Source organism: Haladaptatus pallidirubidus (genome assembly GCF_020700235.1).
GTDB classification, from domain to species: Archaea; Halobacteriota; Halobacteria; order Halobacteriales; family Haladaptataceae; genus Haladaptatus; species Haladaptatus pallidirubidus.
The window spans coordinates 1,096,641-1,121,984 of the sequence record NZ_CP085301.1 but is presented as its reverse complement, the minus strand read 5'-3'; the positions used below and the strand labels follow the sequence as shown (position 1 = coordinate 1,121,984).

Genomic DNA, 25,344 nt, shown 5'->3' with positions numbered 1-25,344 from the left:
TCACCGTTCTTGCCGACAAGGAATTGTGACCGACGAACGAAAGCGACCGCTGGCCCTCTCGGCCTACGAGCAGTTGGCTGACGACTACGCCGAGCGCGCGCCGACGAAACCGTTTAACGCCGACCTCGAACGTCCGACGACGCAGGGATTGCTTCCGGATGTTTCGGGAATGGACGTATTAGACGTCGGATGCGGGCCGGGAATCACGACCGAATATCTGCTTGACGAAGACGCGGCGGTGACCGGTATCGACGCGAGCCCGTCGATGCTTTCTCACGCACGCGAGCACGCACCGGGTGCGGAGTTTCTGCGATGCGACTTCGGCGAGGGTCTCCCCTTCGAGTCGAACCGGTTCGACCTCGTCTACAGCTCGTTGGCGTTCGATTACGTTTCGGACTGGGACTCGCTTTTCTCGGAATTGGCTCGCGTACTCCGCGCTGACGCCCCCCTCGTCTTCTCGTGCGGCCACCCCATCGGGGATTTCCTCCATTTCGATCCGGAGAACTACTTCGAGACGGAGATCGTGAGCGAGGTCTGGACGAGTTTCGGCGATCCGGTCGAGGTTCCGACGTACCGGCGGCCGCTTTCGGCGATACTGAATCCCCTGCTCGGTGCGGGCTTTCACCTCGACCGCATCGAAGAAAGCCGGCCGACGGAAGCGTTCCGCGAGAAGGCTCCGGAAACCTTCGAACGCGTGTCACGCGAACCCACGTTTCTATCCGTTCGCGCCGTGATGACAGCAAACTGAACCCGTCACGTATTTGCGTGCCCCGTCCTGAAGCACAGATGAATGGAGTACCTGATGGCCCGCAGGACGCTCGTCGAAGACCGATTGGAGGAGGTCGTAGCGCGGGTCGAGCCACGCGAACTGTCGGAACAACTTGCACACACGGCGCTTTCGGGTGGAAAGCGCGTTCGACCGACGGTTGCGATGCTGGTCTGCGAGGCGGCGGGTGGCGACGCCGAAGACGCCGTGGATTTTGGCGTCGGCGTCGAACTCGTCCACGACGCGTCGCTCGTCGTGGACGACATCATCGACCGCTCGGACGTGCGTCGGGGAACGAAGAGCGCGTGGGCCGAATACGGGTACGGTCCGGCCCTCATCGCCAGCGACGGAATGCTTGGTGAGGCGTTCGAACTGTTTTCCACCCAGCCTCGCGCGATGGAAGTCGTCGCCGAGTCGATGATAGAACTCGGCATGGGCGAGGCCTCGGAACTCGTCGATTTGCCCTCGAACCGGTCGGAGTACATGGAACTCGCGCGTCGAAAAACGGGAGCCTTGTTCCGCGCCGCCGCCGAACTCGGCGCGTTGGCGGCGGACTCCGACCCCGAAACCGTCGATGCCTTCGGCGAGTACGCAGAACGGGTCGGCGTCGCGTTCCAGATTCGTGACGACGTGTTGGACGAGACGGCAGACCCGGACGACCTCGGAAAGCCGACGGGGCAGGACGAAGAAATCGGTCGTCCCTCAATCGTGCAAGTCACCGACCTCAGCGCGGACGAGGCGAACGAGCTGGCCTACAAGCAATCCGATGCAGCCCTCGCCGCACTCGACCGGGTTGACGCGCCGGATTCCGAGGCGCTGGACTACCTCCGCGATTTCGCGGAGTTCGTCGTCACGCGCGAACGCTGACTTTCGATTTTCGAACAGCGCCTACAGTTTTCTATATATGGTACTTCCGAGGAAGAGGAGGATTTTGGTGACTATGTTAGCAAGCGCGAACATAATCCCGTGAACCGGGTGAATCGAGAGGAGAGCTATATACAGTCCGTAAACTCCGACAATCGCCGTGGTTCGGTAGGTGAACGTCCGTCCGAGTTGCCTGAACCGCTCTCGGGTGTAATGGAGATAGTTCACCCGCGTCCGAGCAGGATGCCGAGAAACACCGCGACCCAAATCACGACGGCATTTGCAGTCTGCGAACCGTCGAATGATGTAATTCCAAACGAGTCAGCGAGAGTCAGCAGGAAGATGTAGAGCACAATTTGAAGCCCTATCTGCCATAGCCCGCCGAAAAACCCTTTTACTGTCGAAGGGTCTTCCTAGTCGTCGGAAAAGCGACTAAACCATCGCTCGAAGAGACTTACCATTGTTCTCGCTACTCTTGCAAACTATTTGGTTACAATGGTTTCTGACCTCGCTATTGATTCCTCGAATTTTCATATCCGGATTGAGGCCGCGCGGTGAGGGCAGTTCGCGCGGAGTGCGCGAACTGCCAGAGCGACCGGGGAGGTCAGGGGACGCCGAGGGCGAGTGCGCCAGCGGTCGGCGCACTCGCCCGCATGCGGTTGCGGTCATTTGGAGTCGGGAATTGCAGTATCGACAGGAAATCAACATTCAGACAGTTGCAGTCCCGGTAGGAGAATCGGCATCCAAAGTTCTCTAACAGCCGTCAGTTTCGGATCGACACTTCAACCTCGAAAACGCATTTGTCGGTACTTCCCGAACCGACTGCTATGAAGAAAGTCGCAATCGACGTGGACAACCCCGACAAAACCGATAGCGACGAAACCGACATCGACCACCACAAACTGTCCGAACCGCTGGGAACGACCGACCTCGCACTGAACTACTACCGACTCGCACCCGGCGAAGCACTCCCCGGCGGACTCCACGCGCACGGCGATCAAGAAGAAGTGTTCGTCGTCATCGAGGGAAAGGCGACGTTCGAGACCTACGTACCTCACGACCCGAATCACGAAACCGGCGAAATCACGGTCGAAGCGGGCGAGACCATCCGATTCGCGCCTAGCGAGTTCCAGTCGGGAAAGAACGACTCCGAGAGCGAACTCATGATACTTGCGCTCGGGGCACCCCGCGACAGCGAAGACGTGAGATTTCCCTTGACCTGCCCCGACTGTGATCACGACGAGACGCGCTTGGAAACCGACGCGGGCGAGCCGACACTCGTCTGCCCGGACTGCGGTGCCGAGCGCGCTCCGAAAGGCTGTCCCGACTGCGACCACGACGAACTGCGCGTCGCTCTTGAGGAAGGTGACGAACTAGTCGTTCGCTGTCCGGACTGTGGTTCCGAGTTCGAGAATCCACCTCTCGGTTCGTAGTTCGACTCTCGGTTCCCGTTGACGACACGCTTATCCGGCAGAACCGAATACAAACCCACTACGCGTGGCTATCACGGACAAAATCTACGTCAAAAACCATCGCCAAATCTCCTCGCAGTTGGAGACGAACATCCCGAAAGGGGCGTTCAAGGGTGCGACGCTGGACATCCTGTTTCAGGGCGACGGCATGCAAAAACTGGACGGAGCGACAAGAGACCGAGTGCTCGATTTCGCCGAGGACTTCCTCGACTGCGACTGCCAGAGCAACCCCTACTGTGGCTGTCCGGAACGGAAGTTCATGCGCTACTTGCTCGAACTACGGGAAGGTGGTCTCGGCCCTGACGCCATCGTGGACGTAATGTCCGACGATTACATGGTGTACGCATACTCGGGCGACATACTGTCCTTTTTGGACAACTCGGTGCGGACGCTAGAAGCCGTCGAGGAACTCGCCAACGTGGAGGGCGACGATTCGGCGGAGGCGCTCGCTCGCCGGAAAAAACATTCGTTGTCGGGATAGTCTACTCCGTCGGATACTCACACCGTGTCGGGCTAATCGAACTGTACTGGTCGCTGTCGAGGCGGTTCGACCGACTCAGCCGAGTCGGAACGGCTCGTCGTTTTCCAGTTCGTCGTCCAGTTCCTCCAACTGGATAACTTCCTCTTCGTCGTCATCGTCCACTTTCGCCTTGAGATGGCGGACGTACTGCTTGTGTTCTTGCAGTTGGTCGCGGAGGTGGTCGGCCTCCAGTTCGAGGCGCTCGTGCTCGCGAACGAAACTCTTCGGTACCTCGACTTTCGGCGGGAACGAAGTGTCGCCGGTCTCTTCGACCTGATTCTCGGGCACCACTTGCACTTTTCCGCCGTGGGCGACCAGCATATCAACGTAATCGCGGAACACCGCCGACAGCGAAATATCGCGCTTTTCCGCAATCTCCCGCAGGGTTTCGAAGGCATCCTCGTTGACCCGGAAGGAGATAGTTTTGTTTTTGTTGCCCATCGTTGTGTATATTAGCGATGTACCACTACTTAAGGTTTCGCCAGACGGTTGAGAGCCACAACTCTAAGGTGTGCTTCGTTCATCGGCAATAGACGTGCAGGCAGGTGTCGTCGCCCGGCTTCAGTCGTCATTCGGAGCGTCGCTCGACAACGCGGAACTGCTCGATAAAATCCCGGAGTACATCGGGGGATGTGGCGGTCTTCGTCGCTTCGCTCGCCGTCGTCTACGTCTTCGGCCGACTCGTGCTGGAACCGTTGGCCGAGCGCGCGCTCCGGATTCGAAACGTCAATCTCACCATTCGGGGAGCGATACTGCGCGTCTTTCGCGCGGCCATCTGGTTTGCAGGGATACTGTTGGCGCTCGACCTCGCCGGGCTCGACGTTTTCGGCGCGTCCGCGACGCTCGCGGCCGCGTTGACTATTGCGGTCGGGTTCGCAACCCGCGACATCGCATCGAACCTCGTTGCAGGCGTTTTCATAGTCACCGATCCACGGTTCAACATCGGCGACTGGATCGAGTGGACGGGAAACGAAGGTGTCATCGAGGATATCACGTTCCGCGTGACGCGCGTTCGAACCTTCGACAACGAACTCATCACGGTGCCAAACTCCGTGCTCGCGACCGACGCGGTGAAAAATCCGGTTGCCGGCGACACACTCCGAATCAGCCACGAGTTCACCGTCGGATACGAAGCGGATGTCGATGCGGTGAGCGAAATTCTGTTAGAGGAGGCCGAGTACCACGACGAGGTCTCGAACGACCCCGAACCGTCTATTCGAATCGTCGATATGACCGACTCCGGTGTTAGTGTCCAGGTGCGATTCTGGATAGATAACCCTGATCACGCGGAGTTCGTGGCGGCCCGCTCCGAGTTCTTCAGCAGGGTCAACCGCCGCTTCGACGAAGAGGTATTTCACTCTCGGAGTGACTTCAGTAGAAGGCAACCATACCATCGACCAGTTTGTTCTCCGCCCGTCGAAGGTGTTCTTCCAGCGTTCGGCGCTCGACGCCCATTTCGTCGGCGATTTCGGCGGTCGTCGCCCCACGCGGAATTCGATAGTAACCCATCTCGTGCGCGGTGACGAGCGCTTCTTGCTGACGAGAAGATAGGTCGGAAATCGCCGTTTCCGGTGTGAGAAGCGGTCTGTCGCCGGGAATCGCGGCAATCTCGCGCTTCGACTCGACTGTTACCGAAAATTCGTCCACTAAATCGCGGTATAGTTCGGTCAAGTTACCCGAATCGAGCGCGAGTACCCGACACCACTTCTCGCCGTCTGCGTATCGCAAGGGTGGCACCAGCAGGCAACTGTGCCGAGTGAGAAACGATTCGATGGTGTCCGTCTCGCGGTCTTTCAGACATGTCTCGGTCATCGCCAACCGTTCGTCATCTTCGACCAACAGCTCCTGCACGCCGACGAGTTCTTCGAGCTGTACCAGTGTTTCTGCGCCTGCTCGCCCGCTAACGTGCAGGAGATCACAGTGGTCGTTACACCACAGTTCGATGGTTGTCTCGGTTCCGCGGGTCGCCTCGGCGCACGCGCTGTCTCCGTCGATTCGAAGTACGACCTCGTGCATCGTTTTCCGATTCCTGCTCGGGATATTTAAAGAAACCTCCATACGCAGGGACTGAGGTATTTGCGGTTCGCGCGCGTATGATATACAATGAGCGAGCAACCCGAAACGAACGAACGAGCCGAGACGCACAGCGTGGGAGAACCGAGCGCTCAGTGGCGCGAGTATCAGGGTGCACCGACCGGAACCGACATCGAATGTAAGGGTTGGCGACAGGAGGCGGCCCTCCGCATGCTGAACAACAACCTCGACCCGGATGTCGGCGAGAAACCGGAAGACCTCGTGGTTTACGGCGGCACCGGACGGGCGGCCCGTAGTTGGGACGCCTACGAGGCGATTCTGGCAGAGCTGCGCGAGCTGGACGACGACGAAACCCTGCTGGTTCAGTCGGGCAAACCCGTCGGGAGATTCACGACGCACGAACGTGCCCCTCGCGTCCTCATCGCCAACTCGAACCTCGTCGGCAAGTGGGACGATTGGGAGCATTTCCACGAACTCGAAGCGAAGGGTCTCATCATGTACGGGCAGATGACCGCCGGGTCGTGGGCGTACATCGGTACGCAGGGCATCATCCAAGGAACGTACGAAACGTTGGCCGCGCTCGCGGACGAACACTTTTCCGGCGACCTGCGCGGCAAAATCGTCGTCACAGGCGGACTCGGCGGAATGGGCGGCGCACAACCGCTTTCCGTGACGATGAACCACGGCGTCTGTATCGCGGCGGAAGTGGACGAATCCCGAATCGACCGTCGCATTGAGACCGGATACTGCATGGAGAAAACAGACGATTTGGACGAAGCTATCGAAAACGCAAGAGAGGCCGCAAAAGCGGGCGAACCGTACTCGGTCGGCGTCCACATCAACGCCGCCGACATGCTGGAGGGCATGCTCGACAGGGAGTTCGTTCCGGACGTTATCACCGACCAGACGAGCGCGCACGACGAATTGGAAGGCTACTATCCGTCGGGATACTCCGTCTCCGAGGCCGACGAACTCCGCGACGAAACCCCCGAGAAATACGTCGCGGAGAGTTTGGACACGATGGAACGCCACGTTCGGGGGATTCTCGATATGCAGAACGCGGGCGCAATCGCCTTCGAGTACGGCAACAACATCCGCGGGCAGGTGAAAGAACACCGGGAAATGCAGAACGCCTTCGACTTCCCCGGATTCGTTCCGGCGTACATCCGGCCACTCTTCTGCCAAGGGAAGGGGCCGTTCCGCTGGGCCGCGCTCTCGGGCAATCCGGAGGACATCCACCGAACCGACGAGGCGGTAGTCGAACTCTTCCCGGAAAAAGAGCAACTCCACCGCTGGATTGACCTCGCACAGGATCAAGTCGAGTTTCAGGGACTTCCGTCGCGGGTTTGCTGGCTTGGATACGACACCGACGATGGCGGCCTTACAGAGCGCGCTCGATTCGCACTCCGAATCAACGAACTCGTCGCGGACGGCGAAATCGAGGCTCCAATCGTCGTCACTCGCGACCACCTCGATGCGGGGTCAGTTGCTAGCCCGAACCGCGAAACGGAAGCCATGCGCGACGACTCCGACGCGGTCGCGGACTGGCCGATTCTCAACGCCCTGCTCAACTGCGCGGCGGGTGCGGACATCGTCTCCGTCCACGACGGCGGCGGCGTCGGTATCGGCAACGCGCTTCACACCAACAACCACGTGGTTCTGGACGGTTCCGACCCCGCGGCTGAAAAAGCTCGTCGCGTTTTCACGACCGACCCCGGCATGGGTGTGATTCGACACGCCGACGCGGGCTACGACGTTGCACTCGACCAAGCGGAAAAATCAAACGTCTCGATTCCGATGCGTGATAGCGAATGAGCGAATTTACTCACGCCTTCGACTGGGAGGGTACGTCCGCCGACCCGAACGACGAGCAGTTCGGCGACGTGGTCGAGCGAACCGACCTCGACACCGTAGATGAGTTTGACGCCGTCATCGTCGGCGAACCTTACGACGGCGCGGTTATCGGCAGGAGGGGCGCAAGCGAGGGGCCGTCGGCGCTCCGCGAGCAACTCGCCGCAATCAAGACCCACCACTTCGACGCCGGGCCAATCCGGTCGGTCGGCGACCTCGGCGACGTCGCCAATCTCGAAGACGCCGAATGGGTCGAAGAAGCCCAGTCGCTCGCCCACACCGCGGCCAGCGCGATTCACGACGAATCCACGTTCCCCGTCTTCCTCGGCGGCGACAACTCGCTCACCTACGCCAACGCGGTGCATCTGCTCACCGAGGAATCCTCGCTCGGCGTCATTAATTTCGACGCACACCTCGACGTGCGCGAAATTCGGGACTCTCCGACCAGCGGAACGCCCTATCGCCAACTGTTCGACTCCGAACTCGGCGACGGTCTCGACGTCTACGCCTGCGTCGGCGCTCGTCATTTCGAGACGAGCGCCGACTACGCCGCGTTCGTCCGCGAGGAAGGCGGCGAAATCGTCACCGCGGAGGAGGTCGGCGAGGATTCCGTTTCGGCCATCGACACCGCGCTGGAGTCGATGAGGGACGTCGATACCATCTACGTCAGCGTCGATTTGGACGTTCTCGACGCCGCGTTTGCACCCGGCGTTAGCGCGCCCACGCCGGGCGGAATCACGACCAGGGAACTGTTTCGGATGCTCCGACTGGTCGCCAGCGACTCGCGAGTCGCTGGCTTCGAAGTCGTCGAATGCGCGCCGTCGCTGGACGAGAACGAACTGACGGCGAAGGCGGGTGCGCGGGCAATCGCGCATTTCCTCTCCACGCTCGGAGGTGGCGAATGAGCACCCGAGATTCGGAATACGGCGGCAACGACTCCGAACTCACGGCAGTCGTTCACGACGCGGCGGAAATCGTGACCGTCGAAGAAGATGGCTCGCTCGGCATTTACGAAGACGCCGCAGTCGCCGTGGTCGATGGGAAAGTCGCAAGAATCGGCGCGACCGGCCCCGTAACCCGTGAATACCCGCCCGAGGATGCCAGGCTTTCGGTTGACGCCAGCGGGAAAGCCGTGATTCCGGGTTTCATCGACTCGCACACCCACGCCCTGTTCGCGGGCGACCGCTCGGACGAGTTCGAGGCGAAACTGCGGGGTAAGACGTATCAGGAAATTCTCTCTGAAGGCGGCGGAATTCTCCGAACCGTCCGCGCAGTACGCGAGGCGAGCGACGAAGAACTGCTGTCGAACCTGGTCTCGCAGCTCGACACCATGCTCGCCCACGGGACGACTACCGTGGAGATAAAATCGGGCTACGGACTCGACACCGAGACCGAACTCCGGATGCTGAAGGTCATCGCCCGCGCCGACGACCGGCACGCGGTGGACGTGATTCCCACGTTCATGGGCGCGCACGCCATCCCGGAGAATCGGGACGCGGACGACTACGTTGACGAGGTCGTCGAAGAACAGATTCCGGCGGTCGCAGAGCAGGGCATCGCGCAGTTCTGCGACGTGTTCTGCGAGGAAGGCGTCTTCTCCGTCGAACAGTCTCGGCGCGTGCTAAGGGCAGGCAAAGAATACGGTATGACGCCGAAAGTTCACGCCGAGGAACTCGCGCACATCGGCGGGACGCAACTCGCCGCGGAATTGGGAGCGACGAGCGCCGACCACCTGCTCTATGCGACGGAGGAGGACGTCGAGGCGGTCGTCGAGTCGAGCGTCGTTCCGGTGTTGCTTCCGGGAACCGCCTTCGGGTTGGGTGCCGAGTTCGCCGACGCTCGTGCGTTCCTCGACGCCGGTGCGCCCGTCGCGGTCGCCACGGATTTCAACCCCAACTGCTACTCACAGAGCATGGGATTCGCCGCATCCTTGTCCTGCGTCGAAATGGGAATGACGCCCGCGGAAGCGTTGGTCGCGGGAACGAAACACGCCGGGATGGCGCTGGATATGGAGGACGGGTCGGGGACGCTTCAGCCCGGAACGTCGGGCGATATCGCCGTTCTCGATGCTCCCAGCTACGTCCACGTTCCGTACAACTTCGGCGTGAACGCGGTGGAGACGGTGCTGAAAGGCGGCGAGGTGGTACATCGTGTGTAAGAATCGGATTGGAGGGAGTGGAATCGGATTTGGAGTTGGTTCGTCTGTCGTTGACTCCGCGTTCGATTTATCGAGGATTGTTGCCGACTCCAATGAAACCGCCGCCCCGCGACAGCCCACGCGCCTCCCCAACCGACTGCGCGCTTCACTCACGGGCGTTCGCTCCAGTGCTCACCCACCTCGTGAGCGAGGTTTCTCGCGCAGGCCGGTTCACGCGAGCATAGCACGCGAGGGCTTTCGGGGTCACTGTATCTGCGTTCAGTTACCCACGACAGCTACAACAGCCAAGAACTCCGCAAAGGAGCTGATGACGAAATGACCGAAATTCGAGTAGACGGTGAATCGCTCACGCCGGAAGACGTCGAAAAAGTCGCGCGGGACGACGCGACCGTCTTCGTCTCCGGGGACGCCAGAGAGCGCGTTCGAACCGCCCGGAAGCGCGTCGAACAGGTGGTCGAAAGCGGCGAGGCGGTGTACGGCGTCAACACCGGATTCGGCGAACTCGTTGACGAACGAATTCCACAGGAAGACATTGAGACGCTTCAATCCAACCTCGTCCGGAGCCACGCCGCGGGCGCGGGCCGGGAACTGACCCGCGAGGAAGTTCGCGCCATGATGCTCGGGCGAATCAACGCGCTCGTCAAGGGCTACTCCGGCATCCGCGAACTCGTGATTGACCAGCTTGTGACGATGCTGAACGAGGGCGTTCACCCCGTCGTCAAATCACGCGGAAGCCTCGGCGCGAGCGGTGACCTCGCCCCCCTCGCACACCTCGCGCTGGTGCTGATGGGCGAGGGAACCGCAACCGCGGATGGAACGGAGATGTCCGGCGCGGACGCCCTCGAAACCGTCGGTCTCGAACCGGTGACGCTCGCGGCCAAGGAGGGCTTGGCGCTCATCAACGGAACCCAACTCTCGGTCGGACTCGCCGCCCTCGCGGTTCGGGACGCGGAGCGCGCGATTCGAGCGGCGGACGTTGCGGGAGCACTGACGACCGAAGTGACGATGGGAACCACCGCCTCCGCAGACCCCGCTATCGTGGATATTCGCCCGCACGACGGGCACGCGAAAACCGCGCGGAACGTCAAGCGACTCACCCACAATTCGGAAATCGTCGAATCGCACCGCAACTGCGACCGGGTGCAAGACGCCTACTCGATTCGTTGTCTCCCGCAAGTTCACGGTGCGGTTCGGGACGCGGTCGCCCACCTCCGCGAAGCGGTCGAAATCGAACTCAACAGCGCGACGGACAACCCGCTCATCTTCCCCGCCGACGCGGTGAACAGCCGTGCCAGCGGTGCGGGTGACGCCGCGGTTCTGTCGGGCGGCAACTTCCACGGCGACCCGCTCGCGCTTCCGCTGGATTACCTGACGAACGCCGTCACGGAACTCGCAGCCATCTCGGAGCGCCGCGTTGACCGCATGCTCAACCCGAACGTACAGGAATCACACCTTCCGCCGTTCCTCACCGAACACAGCGGTCTGCGTTCGGGATACATGATTGCCCAGTACACCGCCGCGGCGCTGCTGAACGAAAATCGATCGATTGGTCGCGCCTCGATGGACAACACGCCCGTCAGCGGCAATCAGGAAGACCACGTCAGCATGAGCGCCCAGAGCGCGTACAATGCTCGCCGGGCCGTCGAAAACGCGCTCGCCGTCGTCGGTATCGAGCTCCTCTGCGGCGTGCAGGCGAGCGAATTTATCGACGACGACCTCTCACACGGCGTCGGAACCGGCGCGGCCTACGACGCGGTTCGCGAGGTTGTGCCGCCGTTGACCGACGACCGACCGATTCACGAGGATATCTCGACCGCCGAAACGCTCGTCCATTCCGGCCTCCTCGAAGCGCGCGTCGAAGACGCGCTGGGCGAATCGCTGGAATAGGTTCGACTCGTCTCAGTCGTTCGAGGCGACATCCGCCTCTTTGTCCGCTACCTCGCCCGGAACTCCACCGCGAGTGACGTCAACGTCGTCCCAAGACACCCTGTGGAACCAAAGGTAGGCGATGATTCCACCGGCGACGTTCGAGACGGCGAACGCCATCCAGATACCTTCCGACCCGACCATGTCCGCGCCGAACCACGCGACGGGAAAGCGAATCACGCCGAGCATGAGAATCGAGATGACGGCCGCAATCATCGTTTTCCCCGCGCCGCGGAATCCGCCGCTGTACGAGCGCATGACGCCGATGAAACCGAACGTCAACGCCGTGTAGCGCATGAATGTCACACCGACTTCGATTACGTCTTGGTCGGTCGTAAACACGGAGACGATAGGTTCGGCCGCGACGAGGACGACAACTCCGAAAGCAGTCAGCGTTATCAACATCACCTTCGCGCCGAAGTGGTTCGTCCGTTTTGCGCGGTCAACTTTTCCGGCACCGATGTTCTGCCCCGTCATCGTTTCGACGCCCTGCGAGAACGCGATGGCCGGGAGGAAGATGACAGAGAACACCCGCGTCCCGATTCCGTACGCCGCGACGACCGTCTCCGGAAACGCCGCGATGATGAACAGGAGTAGGTTGACGGACAGCGCGCGGCCGGTTCCTTCGATGGAAGCCGGAATGCCAATGTCCACGATTCGCTTCGCGTATCCGAAATCGGGCGTCATCTGGCTGAGTCGAATTCGAACGCCTCGGTTGCCGCGGAACATGATGACGAGTCCGACGGCGAGTGCCAGAAACCGCGAGAAGACGGTCGCTATCGCGGCTCCTTCGATACCGGAACCGGTGTACGCCGTGAGTTCGAGCATCGTCGTTTCGAGGCCGCGAAGACCGAGATAGCCGAACAGCGGGTTGCTTTCGAAGCCGAAGATGAGGAACGGGTCGAGGACGATATTCAACACGACGGAACCGAACATGACGAGCATCGGCGTCACGGTGTCGCCGTAACCGCGCATCAGCGCGATGAACACCGCAAATCCGAACACGGCGACTAATCCCGCCGAGAACACCTGCATGTACGACGTCGCAAGCGGAGCGACCGCTTCGCTCGCTCCGAGTAAATCGAGGAACTCATCTACGAATACGTATCCGATGGCCCCGAGGCCGAGCGAGGCTACTATCGAAAACGTGACCGTCTGCGATGCCGCGTATTCGGCCTTCCGCTCCTGTCCTGCACCGACGTTCTGCGCGACCAACACGCTCCCGGCAACCGACAGCCCGAGCGCGAGCGCGATGAGCAAGAACACCATCGGAAACGCGAAGGAAATCGCCGCGAGTGCGCTCGTGCTGTACTGACCGAGCCAGAAGGTGTCCGCGAGATTGTACGCCGTCTGGAAGAGATTCGTGATGACGATTGGAAAGGAAAGATAGAGCAGGGGCTTTCCTATTTCTCCCGACGTGAGGTCGAGTTCGTCCGACGACTTGAACAACGCGCTCAACCGATTGCGGAGACTCATCCCGGGATCCCCTCCGTCGCACCATCGGCGAGCAGTTGCTCGGTGATGTACTGGACGAGCATTCGTTTGGTTCGACCGACATCGTGATTCACCGAAACGTGTCGGGTTTGTGCTCCGTTGATGACGGTGACGACGAAATCCGCGATGTCGTCTGCGCTGGCTGTCGTCAGAAAGACACCCTCTTTCTGTCCCGACTCCACGATTGCTTGAATGCTGTCGTGGAGCAGTCGGTCGAATTTTTCGAGCTTTTCGCGGTACGTGTCGTCGTACGGCCCCTGCGCCTTGACTTCGAGGATGGCCGTTCGAAACTCACGCTGACTGTCCGAATCGTCCCGTTCGAATAGTAGTTCGATGAGTTCGAACAACTGTTCATCGGGTGCCTCGTCTTCGTCCGCCTCGATACGCTCGGCGAAGGACTCGTACAGATAGTCGAGAAATTCGCTTAGTAACTCGTGTTTACTGTCGTAGTAGTAGTGGAGCGTCGCCTTACTTTTCGAGGATTCGTCCGCAATATCCTGCATTCGGAGCGATGCGTAGCCGTTCTTACAGAGGGCGCTGTAGGTGGCCTGCATCAGTTCGTCTTCTGTTTCACTGTTCACTTCCGATATTCACCGTGCATTGACTGACTGGTTAGTCAGTAAAAGGTATTTCGAGACGAAGTGTGTCACACTCTCAATCACCAACTAATCGGCTTCGAATCGTTTCCTCCCTATCGTGCTCCGTCCCGGGTGAGGATTTCCTCCCCTGTCGAGTGCCCACACACCGTGTTCCTCGCACTCGAACACGCGTTGAAAAACGCGATTTGATTCGCTTCCACAGGTAGGACATGGATTGGCCGGACTTTCGGCGGACGTATCCGTCTCCATCGCGTCGTACACCTCCTTCCACCCACTGCTCGGTGATGTCCGCTCGTCTGGCATATTTTCCTGTAAGGTTCTGCGGTTGGCGGTTTCGAGCACTAAACTGCTCGGTAGACGGTTCCCTGTTCGACAAAATCTTCGCCCGACTACTTTCGAAAGATAGACGGCGTCTTGCTACTGAACCGGCGTTTCGCTTTCTCCGTCCGCTTCCTCGCTCGTTCCGCCGTCGCTCATCTCGGTTTCCCTATCGCTCGATCCTCCACCCGTATCGAGACTTTCGAGCGCCCGAATGGCGTTTTCTCGGTATGATTCGACCGGTCGGTCGTACTCCTCTCGCGCCATGGCAGCGTAGCGATTCGCTTCGTCGTCGAACGTCGAAATACGCTCGAGGGTTCGCTCGGCGGTTTCGACCACCCAACGGTCGCGCGTCGCGTCGTCAACCACGGTGATGGATTCCGGTCGGAGCGAGACGTTTACGGTTCCGTCGTCCATCTCGTACGTTCGCGGTTTTCCGGCGATGGCGACGTACTCCGGGGCTTCGAGTTCGCGGAGCATTGCCGCGGCGTCGGGTTGGTACTGTCCAGCGTAGACGAAGAACGTGTCGCCGTTCGGGTCAACGACCCGGCCGCGCCAGTATTCGCTGTCTTCGCCGACGTCTTCTTTCTCGGTCAGCGTTCCGACGACGAAAACGCGGTTCGCTCGTTCGCCCGTGGGGAGGAGCAAGTAGACCGGCGCGCGCTCGTCGTCCGATTCTTTGAACGTGTAACTCGCGTCGTTGAACTCCGCCGCGAACGCCCTGCGTGCGACTTCTCTGGTAGGTGCTCCACTCATGTTACATCGACCTCGCTTTGATTAGCGCCGCTTCCGCATCCACCGGCCCGGATAGTTGCTCGACATCGTTCGCCAGCACGTATCGGCCCATGGTCGGGCCAGATACGCGGTAGTAGTAACCGAGCGTTTTTTCTCGCATTTCGTCGGCTACGACGGTCGTGTCGAGTGCGTCCATCGCCATCTGTTTGGCTTCTTCCAGTTCGATACCGGTCAGGTTCTCGGTCGCTTCCTCGTTGAAGATGACCTCGTGAACGTCCATTCCGTCGTCCACGACGCCCTTGATTCTGAGGTCGAACTCGCCTTCCTGTTCGCCGTGTTCGGAACAGCGCCCGTTCTGGAGAACGCGGGTGCAGTCCTCTTTCGGACATCGCTTGATGAGGCCGCTGCCGGATTGGATGTCCACCAGCGCGCCTTGGATTTCGGTCGCGTTGTCGCCGACTTCGATGTCGGTGTCGAGTTCCTCGACAGTCGTAGTACGGTTGAGTTTCACCGAGTATCGGCCCTGGTACTCGTCCGTGACGACGTTGCCGAGTCGGTAGACGGTACCCTCTTCGAGTTCGGGCAGGTCGGATTTGGCCCACTTCGTGAACTTGATGGTGCCCGTCTCGTCGCCGAGGAGACCGACTTGGCCGACCGAATCGCTACGCGGTTCCCAGAGGTCAACGACCTTGGCCGTGAGGTTCACCCATTGCTCGTCGGTTTCGATGTCTTCGACTTGCACATCGCTGGTACCGCCGGTTCGGATGTCGTCGCGTTCGAGTCCGGCCTCGTCCAAATAGTGGCTGGTAACGCTTCGTCGTGCCTCTTCCATGGGCACTTTGTACTCGTTGACGAGGCTGTCGAGACGCGACGCTACGTCGTCTACGGTCACGTCGAGATGGTCGGAGAACTGTTCGTGTATTTCTTCCGCATGCTGTCGCACATCGGTCATGGTTGTTCCGTCTCCACTTCGTTTTCTATGGGAGACATACGGTGGTTGGTTCGCGATAGTATAAAAGGTTACGCGGGGGCAGAGCGGAAGTGAAAAACGAGGCTGAAGCCCGTTGGCTGGCTGTTATCGCCATAACAGAATTCGGATCGCTGAACCTCACTTCTGATATGATTCTCCCGGTTTACGCTGATGATTCCGTGCGAACTGCGTCGGGGAAACCTTTCATTCCTTCACCACCAACGTGCGGTATGGACGACCGTCTCGAACGCTTCCTTCGTATCAAACTCAGGGAAGTGGGCAAGAAGTATGCCGAAACGCGGGAGTCGGCAGACCAGCAGATGGAGGAGGCGAGGGAAGCCTACCGGAATGCCCGAGATACTACGCTCGCGGACTTGCCACAGGACGAACACGGACGGGCGAAAATCGTCTGTCGGCGATACGCCGAACGTCGGGCGGCGCGACTTGACAAGGAAGGTCGTCCGGCATGTTTCGATGCCGAACATCCCGCCTGTGAAGGGTGTGTGGAGGATATACGAGAGCGAACAATCGAGACGTGGTAACCGTGGAACTAATAACAGAAATATGATTTTTACTACCGTGATGCAAATCGAGCGACGACAGTGCATTCTGGAAACTTGATCGAACAATTTGTTATAAAATACACATCTATGTAATAATTCATATAAAATAATTTACTATAAAGGGCGTTTCGTATTTCGAGAGATGGAGCTGCTCTCAGGGGAAAAAACTCCCGAGAACGGTTCGATCTCGGGAACTTTCTTCAAATGGCTAACATTATTTATATCGTTGGCTAGCATATCCAATAGTCGGGGAAAATAACAATGAGCACAAAAGTAGAGAGCGGTGCTGAAATGGTATCAAGTACCGCGAAGAAATCCTGGCGAACTGCAATGATAGCCGGCGGAATCATCGCCGTAATTGGCGTCCTCGCCATCCTTTCGCCGTTTGTGGCGGGAGTGTCGTTGTCGATTCTGCTCGGAGCGTTACTGATCGTCGGGGCGCTCGTTCACGTGGCACACGCCTTCTCGGGTGGATGGAAGCGATTCGTCGTTCAAGCCCTACTCGCGGTCGTCTACGCAATCGCCGGTGTCGCACTGCTGTCGAATCCAGTTCTCGGATTGACGACGCTGACCATCCTCGTGGTGGCGTTCCTGCTCGCGGAAGGCGTCCTCGAAATAGTCATGGGATTCCAAGCTCGTGGTGAAAAAGGGTGGAGTGCGATCGTCGTGAGCGGCGTTCTCGCGCTCGTGATCGCTGGAATCATCTGGGCTGGATTCCCGTCCAGCGCGCTGTGGGCTGTCGGACTGCTCTTCGGAGTGAACCTGCTCGTCAGCGGCGTGTCGATGATGTTCATGGCACAGGGAACTCGAACCGCGGCCCGCGAGGAAACTGCTCCCTCCGAAACGGAAGCACGCGGTGCCTGAGCCACATCCGTTTTTGTCCGCCGATTAGGTGAGAGCCAGATAGACCGATTTTTGAGACTACCAATCGTCGCTTTTCTACATGACTCGCCCGCTCGTCGCCCTCATCATGGCCGGGGGAACCGGAACGCGACTGTATCCCGCGAGCAGAAGCGACCGTCCGAAGCAGTTCCTTTCACTTCTCGGAGACGATTCTCTGCTATGCGAAACCGTCGAACGCGCCGGTTTCGCCGACGAAATATTCGTTTGCACCGGAAAAGAACACGCAGACCTCGTGCGTAAACACGTTCCCGAAGTCGGTGTATTGGTCGAACCCGAACCGAAGGATACCGGTCCGGCCCTCGCCTACGCCACCCACCGAATACGCGAGCAGGTCGGCGACTGCGTTTTGCTGTGCCTGCCGAGCGACCACCACATCGCGGGCGACTTCGAAACCACCGCCCGTCGCGCCGCGTTGGTTGCAGTGGAAACCGAGGGGGTCGTGACTGTCGGTATTGAACCAACCCGCTCCGCAACCGGATACGGCTACATCGAACCCGGAGCGGACTACGGAGGTCACTTCGATGTGGCTCAATTCCGGGAAAAACCCGACGCCGGAACCGCAGAGCAGTTCGTAAAGGACGGCTTCTACTGGAACGCCGGACTGTTCGCGTGGACGCCTAGCGCTTTCCTTCGAGAGGCTCGCGATTCACCGCTCTCTCCTCTCGTCTCGGCACTCGAAGACGGCGCGCCAACTCTCGGATTCGACCGCGTTGAATCCGTGAGCGTCGATTACGCCGTGATGGAGCGAACGAACGATGCCTACGTCGTTCCCGCCAAATTCGAGTGGGACGATTTGGGGTCGTGGGATGCACTCGAACGGCTCGTCTCCGGTGAAAACACCGTTCTCGGCGACGCACTGACTATCGACGCGACCGGTAATGTCGTCGCCAGCGACAAACACGTAAGCCTCGTCGGGGTGGACGATTTAGTCGTCGCATCGTACGACGACCGCGTCCTCGTCGTTCCGAAGTCGGATGCCCAACGCGTGCGCGAAGTAGTTTCAAAATTACGGGCGGAAGACAGATTCTGAGCGACGTTGATTAGCCACTACTTTTCTTACGCTCCTTCCCGAACTACTGATACAATGACCGATATGCCAGACATCCAATCGGTCGAAACGGAAGACGAGTATATCCACGTCCGATTCCGCGACCCCGACGAGTTCGACACGATTCGGACGCCCGACTGGGCGGAACACGCCGCCCGAGACGTGTCCGAGGGTGCGGAGGTCAGAACCGGAAAGCGAAAGGAAAGCGACGATTGGGAGGTTCAAAGCGTCCTCATCAAAAAGCAGGCCGGAGAGGATACGGCCCGCGACGAGGCGAAACAGATACTCGAGAAAATCGAATCGGAGTGAATCGTGCGTGTGAATCGAACTGGCGCGGTGCGCGCCAGTTCGATTCGTTTCGGTTTTCACAAACGACACAGTTCTACCGCAAATCGCAGTAGTGGAACTCGCCGTCGCCCACTTCGCGCGTGACGACCTCGCCGGTTTCGGTCGAAACCGGCGAGTCGAAAATCGGGCCGTCCCAAACGAACGTGTGAAACTCACCGTTCTCACCGCACGGGTCGATTGATTCCGGCGCATCGGCGAGAAACGTCGAATCGAGTTCCCGGCCCGCGAACGAGGAATCGAACAGCGATCCGTCCACCGTTACGACCGTCGCGCGAAATCCGACGTCGAGAAACGCCCGAATCTGTTCGTCCGTGTCCCGATTCCAGAGCGGCCAAATTCCCTCGATATTCGTTTCGGCGAGCCTGCTTTCCCGATAGTTCCTCACGTCCTCTAGAAAGAGATCGGCGAAGGCAATTCGCTTTATTCCGCGAGATTCGTACTCCGCCATCACGCTCGCCATCCGTGATTCGTACTCCTCGTTCACGCATTCCTGCGGAATTTCCACAAATTGAATCGGCAGACCGAGACTCTCGGCTTGTTTCGCGTACAACTCCCGGCGCACGCCGTGCATGCTACTTCGACCGTTTTCCGAAATCGTCGTCAGCAGCTCGGTCACTTCGTCCGTCCCCAGTGCGTACAGGGCGTGTGCGGCATCCTTCCCGCCGCTCCACGAGAGAACGGTCGCCGATTCCGTCGGTGCGCTTTGCTCCGTCATTAGCTTCGGAGTCTGCCGCCGTCTACCGGGAGCGAAACGCCGTTGATGAAACTCGCCCGGTCGCTGGAGAGGAAGGCAACTGCGTCGCCGAGTTCCATCGGGTCGCCGACTCGACTCATCGGAATGTCGCTCGCCCAGTCAGCGAGTCCGTCCTCGTAGCTGTCGTATTCGCCGCGTTCGAGGGCGGCCTCCACGAGTTCCTGAATTCGCGGCGTCTCGTGTGCGCCCGGCAGAACCGCGTTAACTCGCACGTCGGGCGCAAATTCACGGGCTTGGGTTTTCATCAGGCCGATGACTCCCCGGCGAACTGCGTTCGAGAGAACGAGCCCGTCGATTGCCTCCCGAACGCTGGTCGAAGTGATGTTCACGACGGTTCCGGCGTCGCTGGCGACGAGATGCGGATGTGCGCGCTTCGTCAACCAGACGGCGCTCATCACGAGCAAATCGTAGGCGGCGTACCAATCGCGCTCCGTCGTGTCGAGAAACGGCCCGCTCGGTGGTCCGCCCGCCGAGGTGACGAGGTGGTCGAGTCCGCCGAACTCCTCGACGGTCGCCTCGACCAGCGCCTCGATTTCGTCCGGGTCGGTGATATCCGTCGGCACGGAGAGAACGTCGCCGCCGTCCATCGCCTCGATTTCGCGTTCGGCTTCGGATAATCCGTTCTCACTGCGAGCGCAAATAACGACGTTCGCCCCTTCTCGGGCCAACGCTTTCGCACTCGCCAATCCCAATCCGCTCGAACTCGCCGTTACCAGCGCCGTGTTGTCCTCCAAATCGAGGTTCATACTTCGAACTTCTCGGGAAACGCTAAAACTCCTCGGGGGACGGTTGCCGAACCGTCACTTCGCCGTCGTGTGTCACACCGATGAGCAGGGGCGTGCGAACCGCCCGTCCTTCGATGGCGTCACCAGCCTCGTCGCTGATCCGTTTCATCAGTTCGGGAGCGGCGTGGTTCACCTTCACTCCGGCCTCGTCGCAAGCGTCGTAGACCCGCGACGGCACGTCGTAAAGGTCGGTTTCCGGTTCGAGCTCGATTCGAACTGGTGCCCGGAGGGCTTCCGCGAACGCCACCGTCTCTTGTGCCTTACTGACGTTTTCGCGCGCACTGGCTTCGACGCTGGAGACGTTCGCCCGCGAGGTACCCAGTCGGTCTGCAATTTCCGCTTGTGCGGCTCCTCGCTCGCGGAGTACCAACACCTCTGCCTGTCGTTGGGTGAGGACGCTCGTCTCCGCGGAGAATCCTGCTCGGCGAAGAATCTCGTCTACGTCGGTTTCATCGCTCATATCGCTTTTCCTCCGACTTCTTCCGGCATGCCTGTGCGTACATGCCCGACCCGCAAAGGACTGTCCACTCGGCGGGTTATCCGCCCCAGAAGTTGTCCCGACTTCCGAGGCGCTCGCGACGTTCTCGCTTGTTGTCGCGAGTCGTTTCCGACGCTTCCGTGTCGTCCTCGTTCTCGCCTTCGCCTTCGCCTTCGTCCTCCGGTTCCATCGGAAGACGTTCGATGGGGTCGGCGGTCGCGTGGTTGCCCTTGACGTTCGTGATTTTCACCTTCGCGCGGGCGTCGGGGAGGATGCCGTCCACGAGGACGATAAATCCATTGTCAGTTCGACCGACGCCGGAACCGCTCTCGTGAATGTCGTCAATTTCTACGACGATTTCCTCGCCCGGTTGGACGGGTGCGGTTTTCAGTTCGCGGATTGGCTGGTTGTAGTGGTTGCACCACTCCGCGCCCCCGCGGTCGCCGTAGTGGTGACAGCCCATCCCACTGATTCGTTCTTCGAAACTGGGGCAGCTATCTGCCAGTGGACAGTCCGGCATGAGTGAGAATTTTGTGGCACTCACCTAAACACTTCCGCAACCTTTTCCTGTGGGAGCGCCTCCGGCGTGCCCCCTGGCAAACGGCTTCCTCGTGAACGAAGTGAACGAGGGCTCGTCAGAGCAAGCTCTGACGGTAGATCAAATGCCTCTTCTCCCTTCGGTCGGTCGTCGGTCCGCTCGCTCGTCGATACTGTCGATTGCAATCTCGCGTGGTTCGTGTCGTCTGCCAAAATTCGGTGGTTGTTCCCCGGCTACCGCTTCCTCGGAACGCGACGCGTTTCTTTACTCGTTTCTTATCGTACAGGAGATACTTCTCGGAGTGGGTCTCTCCCTCACACTCGCCGAACTGCTTTGCGTCTACTATGCTTTTCGTCAGAATTCGGAAGATAAAAATGTCGAAGATGGGAGTGATACCCAATGAACCGAATCGTCGCCGTTGTCGGCCTGTTCGTGCTTTCCGGCCTGCTCATTGCTATCGGGGTCGTTAGCTTACTCGTCGGATTCGCGCTCGCACCTGAATTTATCATTTTTGGCGCACTGTTAGCACTGCTTAGCACCATTCTCGGGGCAATCGTCTTCGTGTTGGAAGAGACGTAACGAGACGAAAATCGAATAGAGTAGATCTTACGCCAACGGATCTGCTCGAACCTGCCACAACCACCTTTTTACTTCCTCGGGTGTTCTCGCTCACGAGACGCGAAAATCTGGACCAAAAACCTCTCGCTCCTCCGTCGCTCGCGGCGTATTTTACGCCAACGGCGTCCGTTCCACGACTTGTCCGTCGTAAGTCGGATACTGCTCCACGATTTCGCCTTTGTCCACGTCGCCCTCTTCTATCATCTCTTCTAGCAACCACCACGCGACTTCGATGTGGTCGGATTTGACGGTGTAAAACTCCTCGGGAACTCCCAGTTCGGCGAATCGCTCCTCCGCGGTCCACGTCTTGCCGTAGATGAGCGTGCCGTCGTCGGTTACGTCGTCGAACTCCCGGCGAATCTGGCGGGCCATTCGTTTCAGGCGATTTCGGTGCTGGGCGGCGTCCTTGAACACCGAGGTGCAAAAATAGACGCGCTCGTGGTCGCCCATCACGTCCAGAATTTCCTCCTTCGAGCCATCGACGGCGGACATGTGGCCCTCTTGCAGTTCGTACCCCTCTTCTTGCATCCGACGGTAGTTCCCCTGACTCATCTCGAACTCGTTGACGTTGCAGAACTCCGCCGCGCCTTCGTCTAAAAATTCGAGAAACTCCTCTTCGGCGCGGATGCCCGGAATTTCGAATGACGGCGTGATGCCCTCCTCGCGGGCGATGTAGAGAATTTCTTCCCACTCGGTTCCGTGCATGTCGCCCCACAGTTCGTACGGCGGGTGGAAACGAATCTCGTCCAGTCCGGCTTCCGCGAGTCGGCGCATGTTCTCCCGACCACCCGTGATGCCGGTGTAGAGGTGCGTGTGGTGGTCGTCGCCGAACTCGTCCTTTAATATCGAGATGTACCGACAGGTCTTCGCCATCGCTTCCTGCGGTTCGCCGCCCGTGATGGAGGTACCGAGGGCGTCCATCCGCTTCGCCTCGGTGATGATGTCCTCGTCGTTCTCGATTTTCCGCTCGTTGGCGTACACGTCGGTGACGTTCTTCCGATTCTCCCCGAGCGGGCAGTAAAAGCAGTCGCGCTGGTCGCAGTAGCCGTATACGAAGAGCACCATCTTGCCCCCCATGGCGCACTGTTCACAGCCCTTGGAAATCATTGGTTATCCCGTTTTACCCGCGGAGCCTCAAAAAGCGTGCGAATCACGCCACTCTCGGTGTGCTACTCTCTGCACACCATCCTCGACCACTGTCTGTCCTAACCCTCGGTCTGCCCTCAGCCACACACCGTGCTTAGCAGCCCGCCCAGTAGCGACTTCATCTCGTTTTTGTTAGCTTCGAAGACTTGCTGGCCGTGTGCTCCTCCCGTAACCTTCTCGTGGCGTTTGGGGTTCGACGCGTTCTGGTGCATCTGCTTCGTCGTCTGCACGTACTGGTTTTCGTCGCCGCTGCTCACGACGAACAGCTTCCATCCCTGCATCCGACTCGCCACGTCAGCATTCTTTCCCGGAGCGAGTACGAGCGTTCCGTTGATGGTTCCACTTCCCGCTTGGGCATTTGCGCGAACCACCGCGTTCGCACCGGCACCAGCGCCGACGAGCACGACGTTTTCCACGCCGACCCGCTGACGAAGATACCGAACCGCCGCGAGAACGTACTCTGGTGTCGTGCTTTCGTCGTCCAGATTCAGGTCGATGGCGAGGCAGGTGTACCCCTTTCCGGCGAACGTTTTCATCTGCGGATTCCATCCGCCGCGGTCGAAACCGCTATCGTGAGCGAACACGATACCGCACGACCCATCGCCGAGAAGCGTCCCCCGTACCGTCGCACCCCCGCTGGTTCCAAACTGCACGTTACCACCGCCTTCCGGCGGTTCCGTCCCCGTCGTGGTGTCCTTGCTCGTCTCCTCTTTGGTTGTTTCCTCTGGCGTACTTTCGGTGGTTTCGTCGGTTGTTTCACCTGCTGTCTCGGTTTCGGTACCTCCGCCTGTAGTCGCTCCCCTCGTCGCGGAATCCGTCGTTCCGTTCGTGGCTCCCTGCCCGGTGGTCGTCCCATCGTCGTCATCGGACGAACAGCCGGCGAGGCTGACCGCCGTGGCGGCCCCAACCGCCCGAAGCAGGCGGCGGCGTGTCGGTGTTTGCGTCATGGTCGGGGAACGTGCGCATACCAGTATTATTATACACACCCTAATGTTGCGCGAGCAACTCTCTCTGTATCGTTCATGCTGTTTTCATTTCTTCACGGATGGTCTTGTTCGCTCGCGGTTCGCTGTCGCTCACCGCCCGCTATTCCGAGGCCGAACGTTCTCCTCGTCTTCCGCGGTTCGTTGCTGCTCACTCCTCTCCATTTCGAGGCGGAACGCTCGCCCCGTTTCTCGCGGATCGTTCCTCCCCCGCTCGACTTGCAAGCCGTCTTCGTCCCGTCTCTCCCGAAAACAGTTAACCATCCCCCACGTACGTACGGGCAATGCTGCTGGTGCTGTGTGTCGACCTCGACGACGACCTCGGCCGAAAGACGGACTTCGAAACTCCGGTCATCGGCCGAGACGAAGTCGAGGCCGCCGCGGTCGCGCTCGCCACCGCAGACCCCGAGGATAGCGACGTGAACGTCATGTTCGAGGGCGCCCACCTGTACGATCGAATCGACGCCGACGAAAGCGTCGAAGTCGCGGTCGTCACCGGAAACGAGGGAAGCGACATTAGCGCGAATCGGGAAGTCGGCGAGGAAGTGGACACCGTCCTCGCGAGCATCAGCACGAGCGAGGAGATTACGACCGTCATCGTCACCGACGGCGCGCAGGACGAGAGCGTCGTCCCTGTTATCCGCTCCCGGATTCCCGTCGATGGCGTCCGCCGAGTCGTCGTTCGGCAGGCGCAGGATTTGGAGTCGATGTACTACACCATCAAACAGGTGTTGAACGACCCCGAAACGCGCGGGACGCTTCTGGTTCCGCTCGGTATCCTCCTGCTTATCTACCCGCTCGCGCTCCTCGCAGACCGGATTGGAATGCCGGGGGCCGTTCTCGGCGGCACCTCCGCGCTGCTCGGTTTATACATTCTGTTCCGCGGACTCGGACTCGAACGTCTCGTTGACCACGTCGCGGAGAGGACTAGAAACAGCCTGTACTCCGGCCGGGTGACGCTCATCACCTACGTCGTGGCCGCGGCCCTGCTCGTCGTGGGCGGCGTCAGCGGCGTCGAAACCCTCGAAATGGTTCGAGCGGAACGCGGCGGTGCCGACCTCGGCGCGCTCAGGGTGCTCGCCTCCCTCGTTTACGGCGCAGTCATCTGGTTCTCGGCGGCGGGCATCACCTCCAGCCTTGGCCAAATCACGGACGAGTACCTCGACGACGAGTTCGAATGGCGGTACCTCAACGCGCCGTTCTACGTCCTCTCCATCGGCGGGGTTCTGTACGCCGTTAGCGCCTACTTCCTGAGCCGAGTTTCGCTGGAGTTCCTCGCCGGAATGCTGACCGCGGGAACCCTGCTCGGACTCACCAGCACGCTCATTTTCGCCATCGCGGAATCGCGGTACTCCCGCTCCGGGCGGGCGCGAGTGAGTTAAGCTTCGGGCACCCCGAACTTCTCGTTCGACGGTGAGCATCAGTGGTCGTGTTGAATACAGGACGCGTAGTCAGCACGCTCTGAGCTACGTT

At 59.8% G+C, this 25,344-nt stretch carries 27 protein-coding genes and 3 pseudogenes; 15 read left to right on the top strand and 15 right to left on the bottom strand.

Features of this window, described 5'->3' with window-relative positions; genetic code table 11:
- Positions 1-25: 25 nt before the first annotated feature.
- Together LIX15_RS06310 and LIX15_RS06305 are read left to right on the top strand one after the other, a co-directional pair.
- Entirely contained in the window at positions 26-748 is a 723-nt protein-coding gene (locus tag LIX15_RS06310) for a class I SAM-dependent methyltransferase (RefSeq protein ID WP_227776642.1), read from the top strand.
- A gap of 42 nt (positions 749-790) precedes the next feature.
- Positions 791-1,633, top strand: a complete 843-nt coding sequence (locus tag LIX15_RS06305) for a polyprenyl synthetase family protein (RefSeq protein ID WP_227776641.1) — start codon at positions 791-793, stop codon at positions 1,631-1,633.
- A 21-nt stretch (positions 1,634-1,654) separates the two neighbouring features.
- Here LIX15_RS06305 and LIX15_RS33960 read toward each other — a convergent pair whose 3' ends face one another.
- A complete protein-coding gene (locus LIX15_RS33960) occupies positions 1,655-1,858 on the bottom strand; it encodes a DUF8100 family protein (RefSeq protein WP_486327106.1) in 204 nt (67 codons plus the stop codon).
- Positions 1,855-2,022: pseudogene (locus LIX15_RS32715) on the bottom strand (DUF8100 family protein); the annotation flags it as partial. The pseudogene LIX15_RS32715 and the gene LIX15_RS33960, both read right to left, overlap by 4 nt.
- A 435-nt stretch (positions 2,023-2,457) precedes the next feature.
- Between LIX15_RS32715 and LIX15_RS06300 the strand changes: the two are divergent.
- The gene (locus LIX15_RS06300) at positions 2,458-3,063 is read left to right on the top strand and encodes a cupin domain-containing protein (protein ID WP_227776640.1); all 606 of its coding nucleotides are present in this window, start codon (positions 2,458-2,460) and stop codon (positions 3,061-3,063) included.
- A gap of 64 nt (positions 3,064-3,127) precedes the next feature.
- Positions 3,128-3,583 carry a DUF5814 domain-containing protein gene (locus LIX15_RS06295; RefSeq protein WP_227776639.1) on the top strand — a complete coding sequence of 152 codons (456 nt, stop codon included), beginning with the start codon at positions 3,128-3,130 and terminating at the stop codon, positions 3,581-3,583.
- Positions 3,584-3,658: 75 nt separating this feature from the next.
- On the opposite strand, the gene LIX15_RS06290 is transcribed toward LIX15_RS06295, so the two are convergent.
- The gene (locus LIX15_RS06290; protein WP_227776638.1) at positions 3,659-4,063 is read right to left on the bottom strand and encodes a DUF8146 domain-containing protein; all 405 of its coding nucleotides are present in this window, start codon (positions 4,061-4,063) and stop codon (positions 3,659-3,661) included.
- Positions 4,064-4,167: 104 nt separating this feature from the next.
- Between LIX15_RS06290 and LIX15_RS06285 the strand changes: the two are divergent.
- A pseudogene (locus LIX15_RS06285) lies at positions 4,168-4,959 on the top strand (mechanosensitive ion channel family protein); the annotation flags it as partial.
- Positions 4,960-4,993: 34 nt separating this feature from the next.
- Here LIX15_RS06285 and LIX15_RS06280 read toward each other — a convergent pair.
- Positions 4,994-5,638, bottom strand: a complete 645-nt coding sequence (locus LIX15_RS06280; RefSeq protein ID WP_227776637.1) for a helix-turn-helix domain-containing protein — start codon at positions 5,636-5,638, stop codon at positions 4,994-4,996.
- An 87-nt stretch (positions 5,639-5,725) separates the two neighbouring features.
- On the opposite strand from LIX15_RS06280, the gene hutU reads away from it, so the two are divergent.
- The 4 genes from hutU to hutH all read left to right on the top strand — a co-directional run bounded on the left by hutU (position 5,726) and on the right by hutH (position 11,552).
- Complete coding sequence (gene hutU / locus LIX15_RS06275) at positions 5,726-7,471, top strand: urocanate hydratase (protein ID WP_227776636.1); 1,746 nt, start codon at positions 5,726-5,728, stop codon at positions 7,469-7,471.
- Positions 7,468-8,412: a formimidoylglutamase gene (hutG, locus tag LIX15_RS06270; protein WP_227776635.1), complete on the top strand. Its 945-nt coding sequence runs from the start codon at positions 7,468-7,470 to the stop codon at positions 8,410-8,412. The genes hutU and hutG overlap by 4 nt, the downstream gene beginning before the upstream one ends.
- A complete protein-coding gene (gene hutI, locus LIX15_RS06265; protein WP_227776634.1) occupies positions 8,409-9,665 on the top strand; it encodes an imidazolonepropionase in 1,257 nt (418 codons plus the stop codon). The genes hutG and hutI overlap by 4 nt, the downstream gene beginning before the upstream one ends.
- Positions 9,666-9,980: 315 nt before the next feature.
- The gene (hutH, locus tag LIX15_RS06260; protein ID WP_227776633.1) at positions 9,981-11,552 is read left to right on the top strand and encodes a histidine ammonia-lyase; all 1,572 of its coding nucleotides are present in this window, start codon (positions 9,981-9,983) and stop codon (positions 11,550-11,552) included.
- A 12-nt stretch (positions 11,553-11,564) separates the two neighbouring features.
- Here hutH and LIX15_RS06255 read toward each other — a convergent pair whose 3' ends face one another.
- From LIX15_RS06255 to LIX15_RS06235, 5 genes are all read right to left on the bottom strand, one after another.
- Positions 11,565-13,067: an MATE family efflux transporter gene (locus LIX15_RS06255; protein WP_227776632.1), complete on the bottom strand. Its 1,503-nt coding sequence runs from the start codon at positions 13,065-13,067 to the stop codon at positions 11,565-11,567.
- Positions 13,064-13,666: a TetR/AcrR family transcriptional regulator gene (locus LIX15_RS06250; protein WP_227776631.1), complete on the bottom strand. Its 603-nt coding sequence runs from the start codon at positions 13,664-13,666 to the stop codon at positions 13,064-13,066. The genes LIX15_RS06255 and LIX15_RS06250 overlap by 4 nt, the downstream gene beginning before the upstream one ends.
- Positions 13,667-13,750: 84 nt before the next feature.
- Positions 13,751-13,987: a hypothetical protein gene (locus tag LIX15_RS06245; protein ID WP_227776630.1), complete on the bottom strand. Its 237-nt coding sequence runs from the start codon at positions 13,985-13,987 to the stop codon at positions 13,751-13,753.
- A 114-nt stretch (positions 13,988-14,101) separates the two neighbouring features.
- Complete coding sequence (locus LIX15_RS06240) at positions 14,102-14,758, bottom strand: RPA family protein (RefSeq protein ID WP_227776629.1); 657 nt, start codon at positions 14,756-14,758, stop codon at positions 14,102-14,104.
- 1 nt (position 14,759) lies between these two features.
- Positions 14,760-15,689 (bottom strand): replication factor A, encoded by a 930-nt coding sequence (locus tag LIX15_RS06235; protein WP_227776628.1) that lies wholly within the window; start codon positions 15,687-15,689, stop codon positions 14,760-14,762.
- Between the two features lie 248 nt (positions 15,690-15,937).
- On the opposite strand from LIX15_RS06235, the gene LIX15_RS06230 reads away from it, so the two are divergent.
- From LIX15_RS06230 to LIX15_RS06215, 4 genes are all read left to right on the top strand, one after another.
- The gene (locus LIX15_RS06230) at positions 15,938-16,249 is read left to right on the top strand and encodes a DUF7091 family protein (RefSeq protein ID WP_227776627.1); all 312 of its coding nucleotides are present in this window, start codon (positions 15,938-15,940) and stop codon (positions 16,247-16,249) included.
- A 282-nt stretch (positions 16,250-16,531) separates the two neighbouring features.
- The gene (locus LIX15_RS06225; protein WP_345410495.1) at positions 16,532-17,134 is read left to right on the top strand and encodes an HdeD family acid-resistance protein; all 603 of its coding nucleotides are present in this window, start codon (positions 16,532-16,534) and stop codon (positions 17,132-17,134) included.
- A 79-nt stretch (positions 17,135-17,213) separates the two neighbouring features.
- A complete protein-coding gene (locus LIX15_RS06220) occupies positions 17,214-18,203 on the top strand; it encodes a mannose-1-phosphate guanylyltransferase (protein WP_227776626.1) in 990 nt (329 codons plus the stop codon).
- Positions 18,204-18,257: 54 nt separating this feature from the next.
- Positions 18,258-18,530: a hypothetical protein gene (locus tag LIX15_RS06215; protein WP_227776625.1), complete on the top strand. Its 273-nt coding sequence runs from the start codon at positions 18,258-18,260 to the stop codon at positions 18,528-18,530.
- 73 nt (positions 18,531-18,603) lie between these two features.
- Here LIX15_RS06215 and LIX15_RS06210 read toward each other — a convergent pair whose 3' ends face one another.
- The 4 genes and pseudogenes from LIX15_RS06210 to LIX15_RS06195 form a co-directional block, all read right to left on the bottom strand.
- On the bottom strand, positions 18,604-19,284 hold the full coding sequence (locus LIX15_RS06210) for a Dph6-related ATP pyrophosphatase (protein ID WP_227776624.1): 681 nt from the start codon (positions 19,282-19,284) through the stop codon (positions 18,604-18,606).
- A complete protein-coding gene (locus tag LIX15_RS06205) occupies positions 19,284-20,069 on the bottom strand; it encodes an SDR family oxidoreductase (RefSeq protein ID WP_227776623.1) in 786 nt (261 codons plus the stop codon). Before LIX15_RS06205 ends, LIX15_RS06210 begins: the two co-directional genes overlap by 1 nt.
- Positions 20,070-20,091: 22 nt before the next feature.
- Positions 20,092-20,595, bottom strand: a pseudogene (locus LIX15_RS06200) (Tfx family DNA-binding protein); the annotation flags it as partial.
- Positions 20,596-20,644: 49 nt separating this feature from the next.
- A complete protein-coding gene (locus LIX15_RS06195; RefSeq protein WP_227776979.1) occupies positions 20,645-21,106 on the bottom strand; it encodes a TRAM domain-containing protein in 462 nt (153 codons plus the stop codon).
- A 417-nt stretch (positions 21,107-21,523) separates the two neighbouring features.
- Between LIX15_RS06195 and LIX15_RS06190 the strand changes: the two genes are divergently transcribed.
- Positions 21,524-21,703 (top strand): hypothetical protein, encoded by a 180-nt coding sequence (locus tag LIX15_RS06190; RefSeq protein ID WP_227776621.1) that lies wholly within the window; start codon positions 21,524-21,526, stop codon positions 21,701-21,703.
- Between the two features lie 150 nt (positions 21,704-21,853).
- Here LIX15_RS06190 and LIX15_RS06185 read toward each other — a convergent pair whose 3' ends face one another.
- Together LIX15_RS06185 and LIX15_RS06180 are read right to left on the bottom strand one after the other, a co-directional pair.
- Positions 21,854-22,849, bottom strand: a complete 996-nt coding sequence (locus LIX15_RS06185) for a radical SAM protein (RefSeq protein ID WP_227776620.1) — start codon at positions 22,847-22,849, stop codon at positions 21,854-21,856.
- A 116-nt stretch (positions 22,850-22,965) separates the two neighbouring features.
- Entirely contained in the window at positions 22,966-23,835 is an 870-nt protein-coding gene (locus LIX15_RS06180; protein ID WP_227776619.1) for an alpha/beta hydrolase, read from the bottom strand.
- Positions 23,836-24,155: 320 nt separating this feature from the next.
- On the opposite strand from LIX15_RS06180, the gene LIX15_RS06175 reads away from it, so the two are divergent.
- Positions 24,156-25,253 (top strand): DUF373 family protein, encoded by a 1,098-nt coding sequence (locus LIX15_RS06175; RefSeq protein WP_227776618.1) that lies wholly within the window; start codon positions 24,156-24,158, stop codon positions 25,251-25,253.
- The last annotated feature ends 91 nt before the right edge of the window (positions 25,254-25,344 follow it).

Bases quoted from the DNA above. Each gene is read 5' to 3' on its own strand.
- LIX15_RS06305 (WP_227776641.1), top strand. From the start codon at position 791: ATGGAGTACCTGATGGCCCGCAGGACGCTCGTCGAAGACCGATTGGAG.
- LIX15_RS06300 (WP_227776640.1), top strand. From the start codon at position 2,458: ATGAAGAAAGTCGCAATCGACGTGGACAACCCCGACAAAACCGATAGC.
- LIX15_RS06290 (WP_227776638.1), bottom strand. From the start codon at position 4,063: ATGGGCAACAAAAACAAAACTATCTCCTTCCGGGTCAACGAGGATGCC.
- LIX15_RS06280 (WP_227776637.1), bottom strand. From the start codon at position 5,638: ATGCACGAGGTCGTACTTCGAATCGACGGAGACAGCGCGTGCGCCGAG.
- hutU (WP_227776636.1), top strand. From the start codon at position 5,726: ATGAGCGAGCAACCCGAAACGAACGAACGAGCCGAGACGCACAGCGTG.
- hutG (WP_227776635.1), top strand. From the start codon at position 7,468: ATGAGCGAATTTACTCACGCCTTCGACTGGGAGGGTACGTCCGCCGAC.
- hutI (WP_227776634.1), top strand. From the start codon at position 8,409: ATGAGCACCCGAGATTCGGAATACGGCGGCAACGACTCCGAACTCACG.
- hutH (WP_227776633.1), top strand. From the start codon at position 9,981: ATGACCGAAATTCGAGTAGACGGTGAATCGCTCACGCCGGAAGACGTC.
- LIX15_RS06255 (WP_227776632.1), bottom strand. From the start codon at position 13,067: ATGAGTCTCCGCAATCGGTTGAGCGCGTTGTTCAAGTCGTCGGACGAA.
- LIX15_RS06245 (WP_227776630.1), bottom strand. From the start codon at position 13,987: ATGCCAGACGAGCGGACATCACCGAGCAGTGGGTGGAAGGAGGTGTAC.
- LIX15_RS06240 (WP_227776629.1), bottom strand. From the start codon at position 14,758: ATGAGTGGAGCACCTACCAGAGAAGTCGCACGCAGGGCGTTCGCGGCG.
- LIX15_RS06235 (WP_227776628.1), bottom strand. From the start codon at position 15,689: ATGACCGATGTGCGACAGCATGCGGAAGAAATACACGAACAGTTCTCC.
- LIX15_RS06230 (WP_227776627.1), top strand. From the start codon at position 15,938: ATGGACGACCGTCTCGAACGCTTCCTTCGTATCAAACTCAGGGAAGTG.
- LIX15_RS06225 (WP_345410495.1), top strand. From the start codon at position 16,532: ATGAGCACAAAAGTAGAGAGCGGTGCTGAAATGGTATCAAGTACCGCG.
- LIX15_RS06220 (WP_227776626.1), top strand. From the start codon at position 17,214: ATGACTCGCCCGCTCGTCGCCCTCATCATGGCCGGGGGAACCGGAACG.
- LIX15_RS06215 (WP_227776625.1), top strand. From the start codon at position 18,258: ATGACCGATATGCCAGACATCCAATCGGTCGAAACGGAAGACGAGTAT.
- LIX15_RS06210 (WP_227776624.1), bottom strand. From the start codon at position 19,284: ATGACGGAGCAAAGCGCACCGACGGAATCGGCGACCGTTCTCTCGTGG.
- LIX15_RS06205 (WP_227776623.1), bottom strand. From the start codon at position 20,069: ATGAACCTCGATTTGGAGGACAACACGGCGCTGGTAACGGCGAGTTCG.
- LIX15_RS06195 (WP_227776979.1), bottom strand. From the start codon at position 21,106: ATGCCGGACTGTCCACTGGCAGATAGCTGCCCCAGTTTCGAAGAACGA.
- LIX15_RS06190 (WP_227776621.1), top strand. From the start codon at position 21,524: ATGAACCGAATCGTCGCCGTTGTCGGCCTGTTCGTGCTTTCCGGCCTG.
- LIX15_RS06185 (WP_227776620.1), bottom strand. From the start codon at position 22,849: ATGATTTCCAAGGGCTGTGAACAGTGCGCCATGGGGGGCAAGATGGTG.
- LIX15_RS06180 (WP_227776619.1), bottom strand. From the start codon at position 23,835: ATGACGCAAACACCGACACGCCGCCGCCTGCTTCGGGCGGTTGGGGCC.
- LIX15_RS06175 (WP_227776618.1), top strand. From the start codon at position 24,156: ATGCTGCTGGTGCTGTGTGTCGACCTCGACGACGACCTCGGCCGAAAG.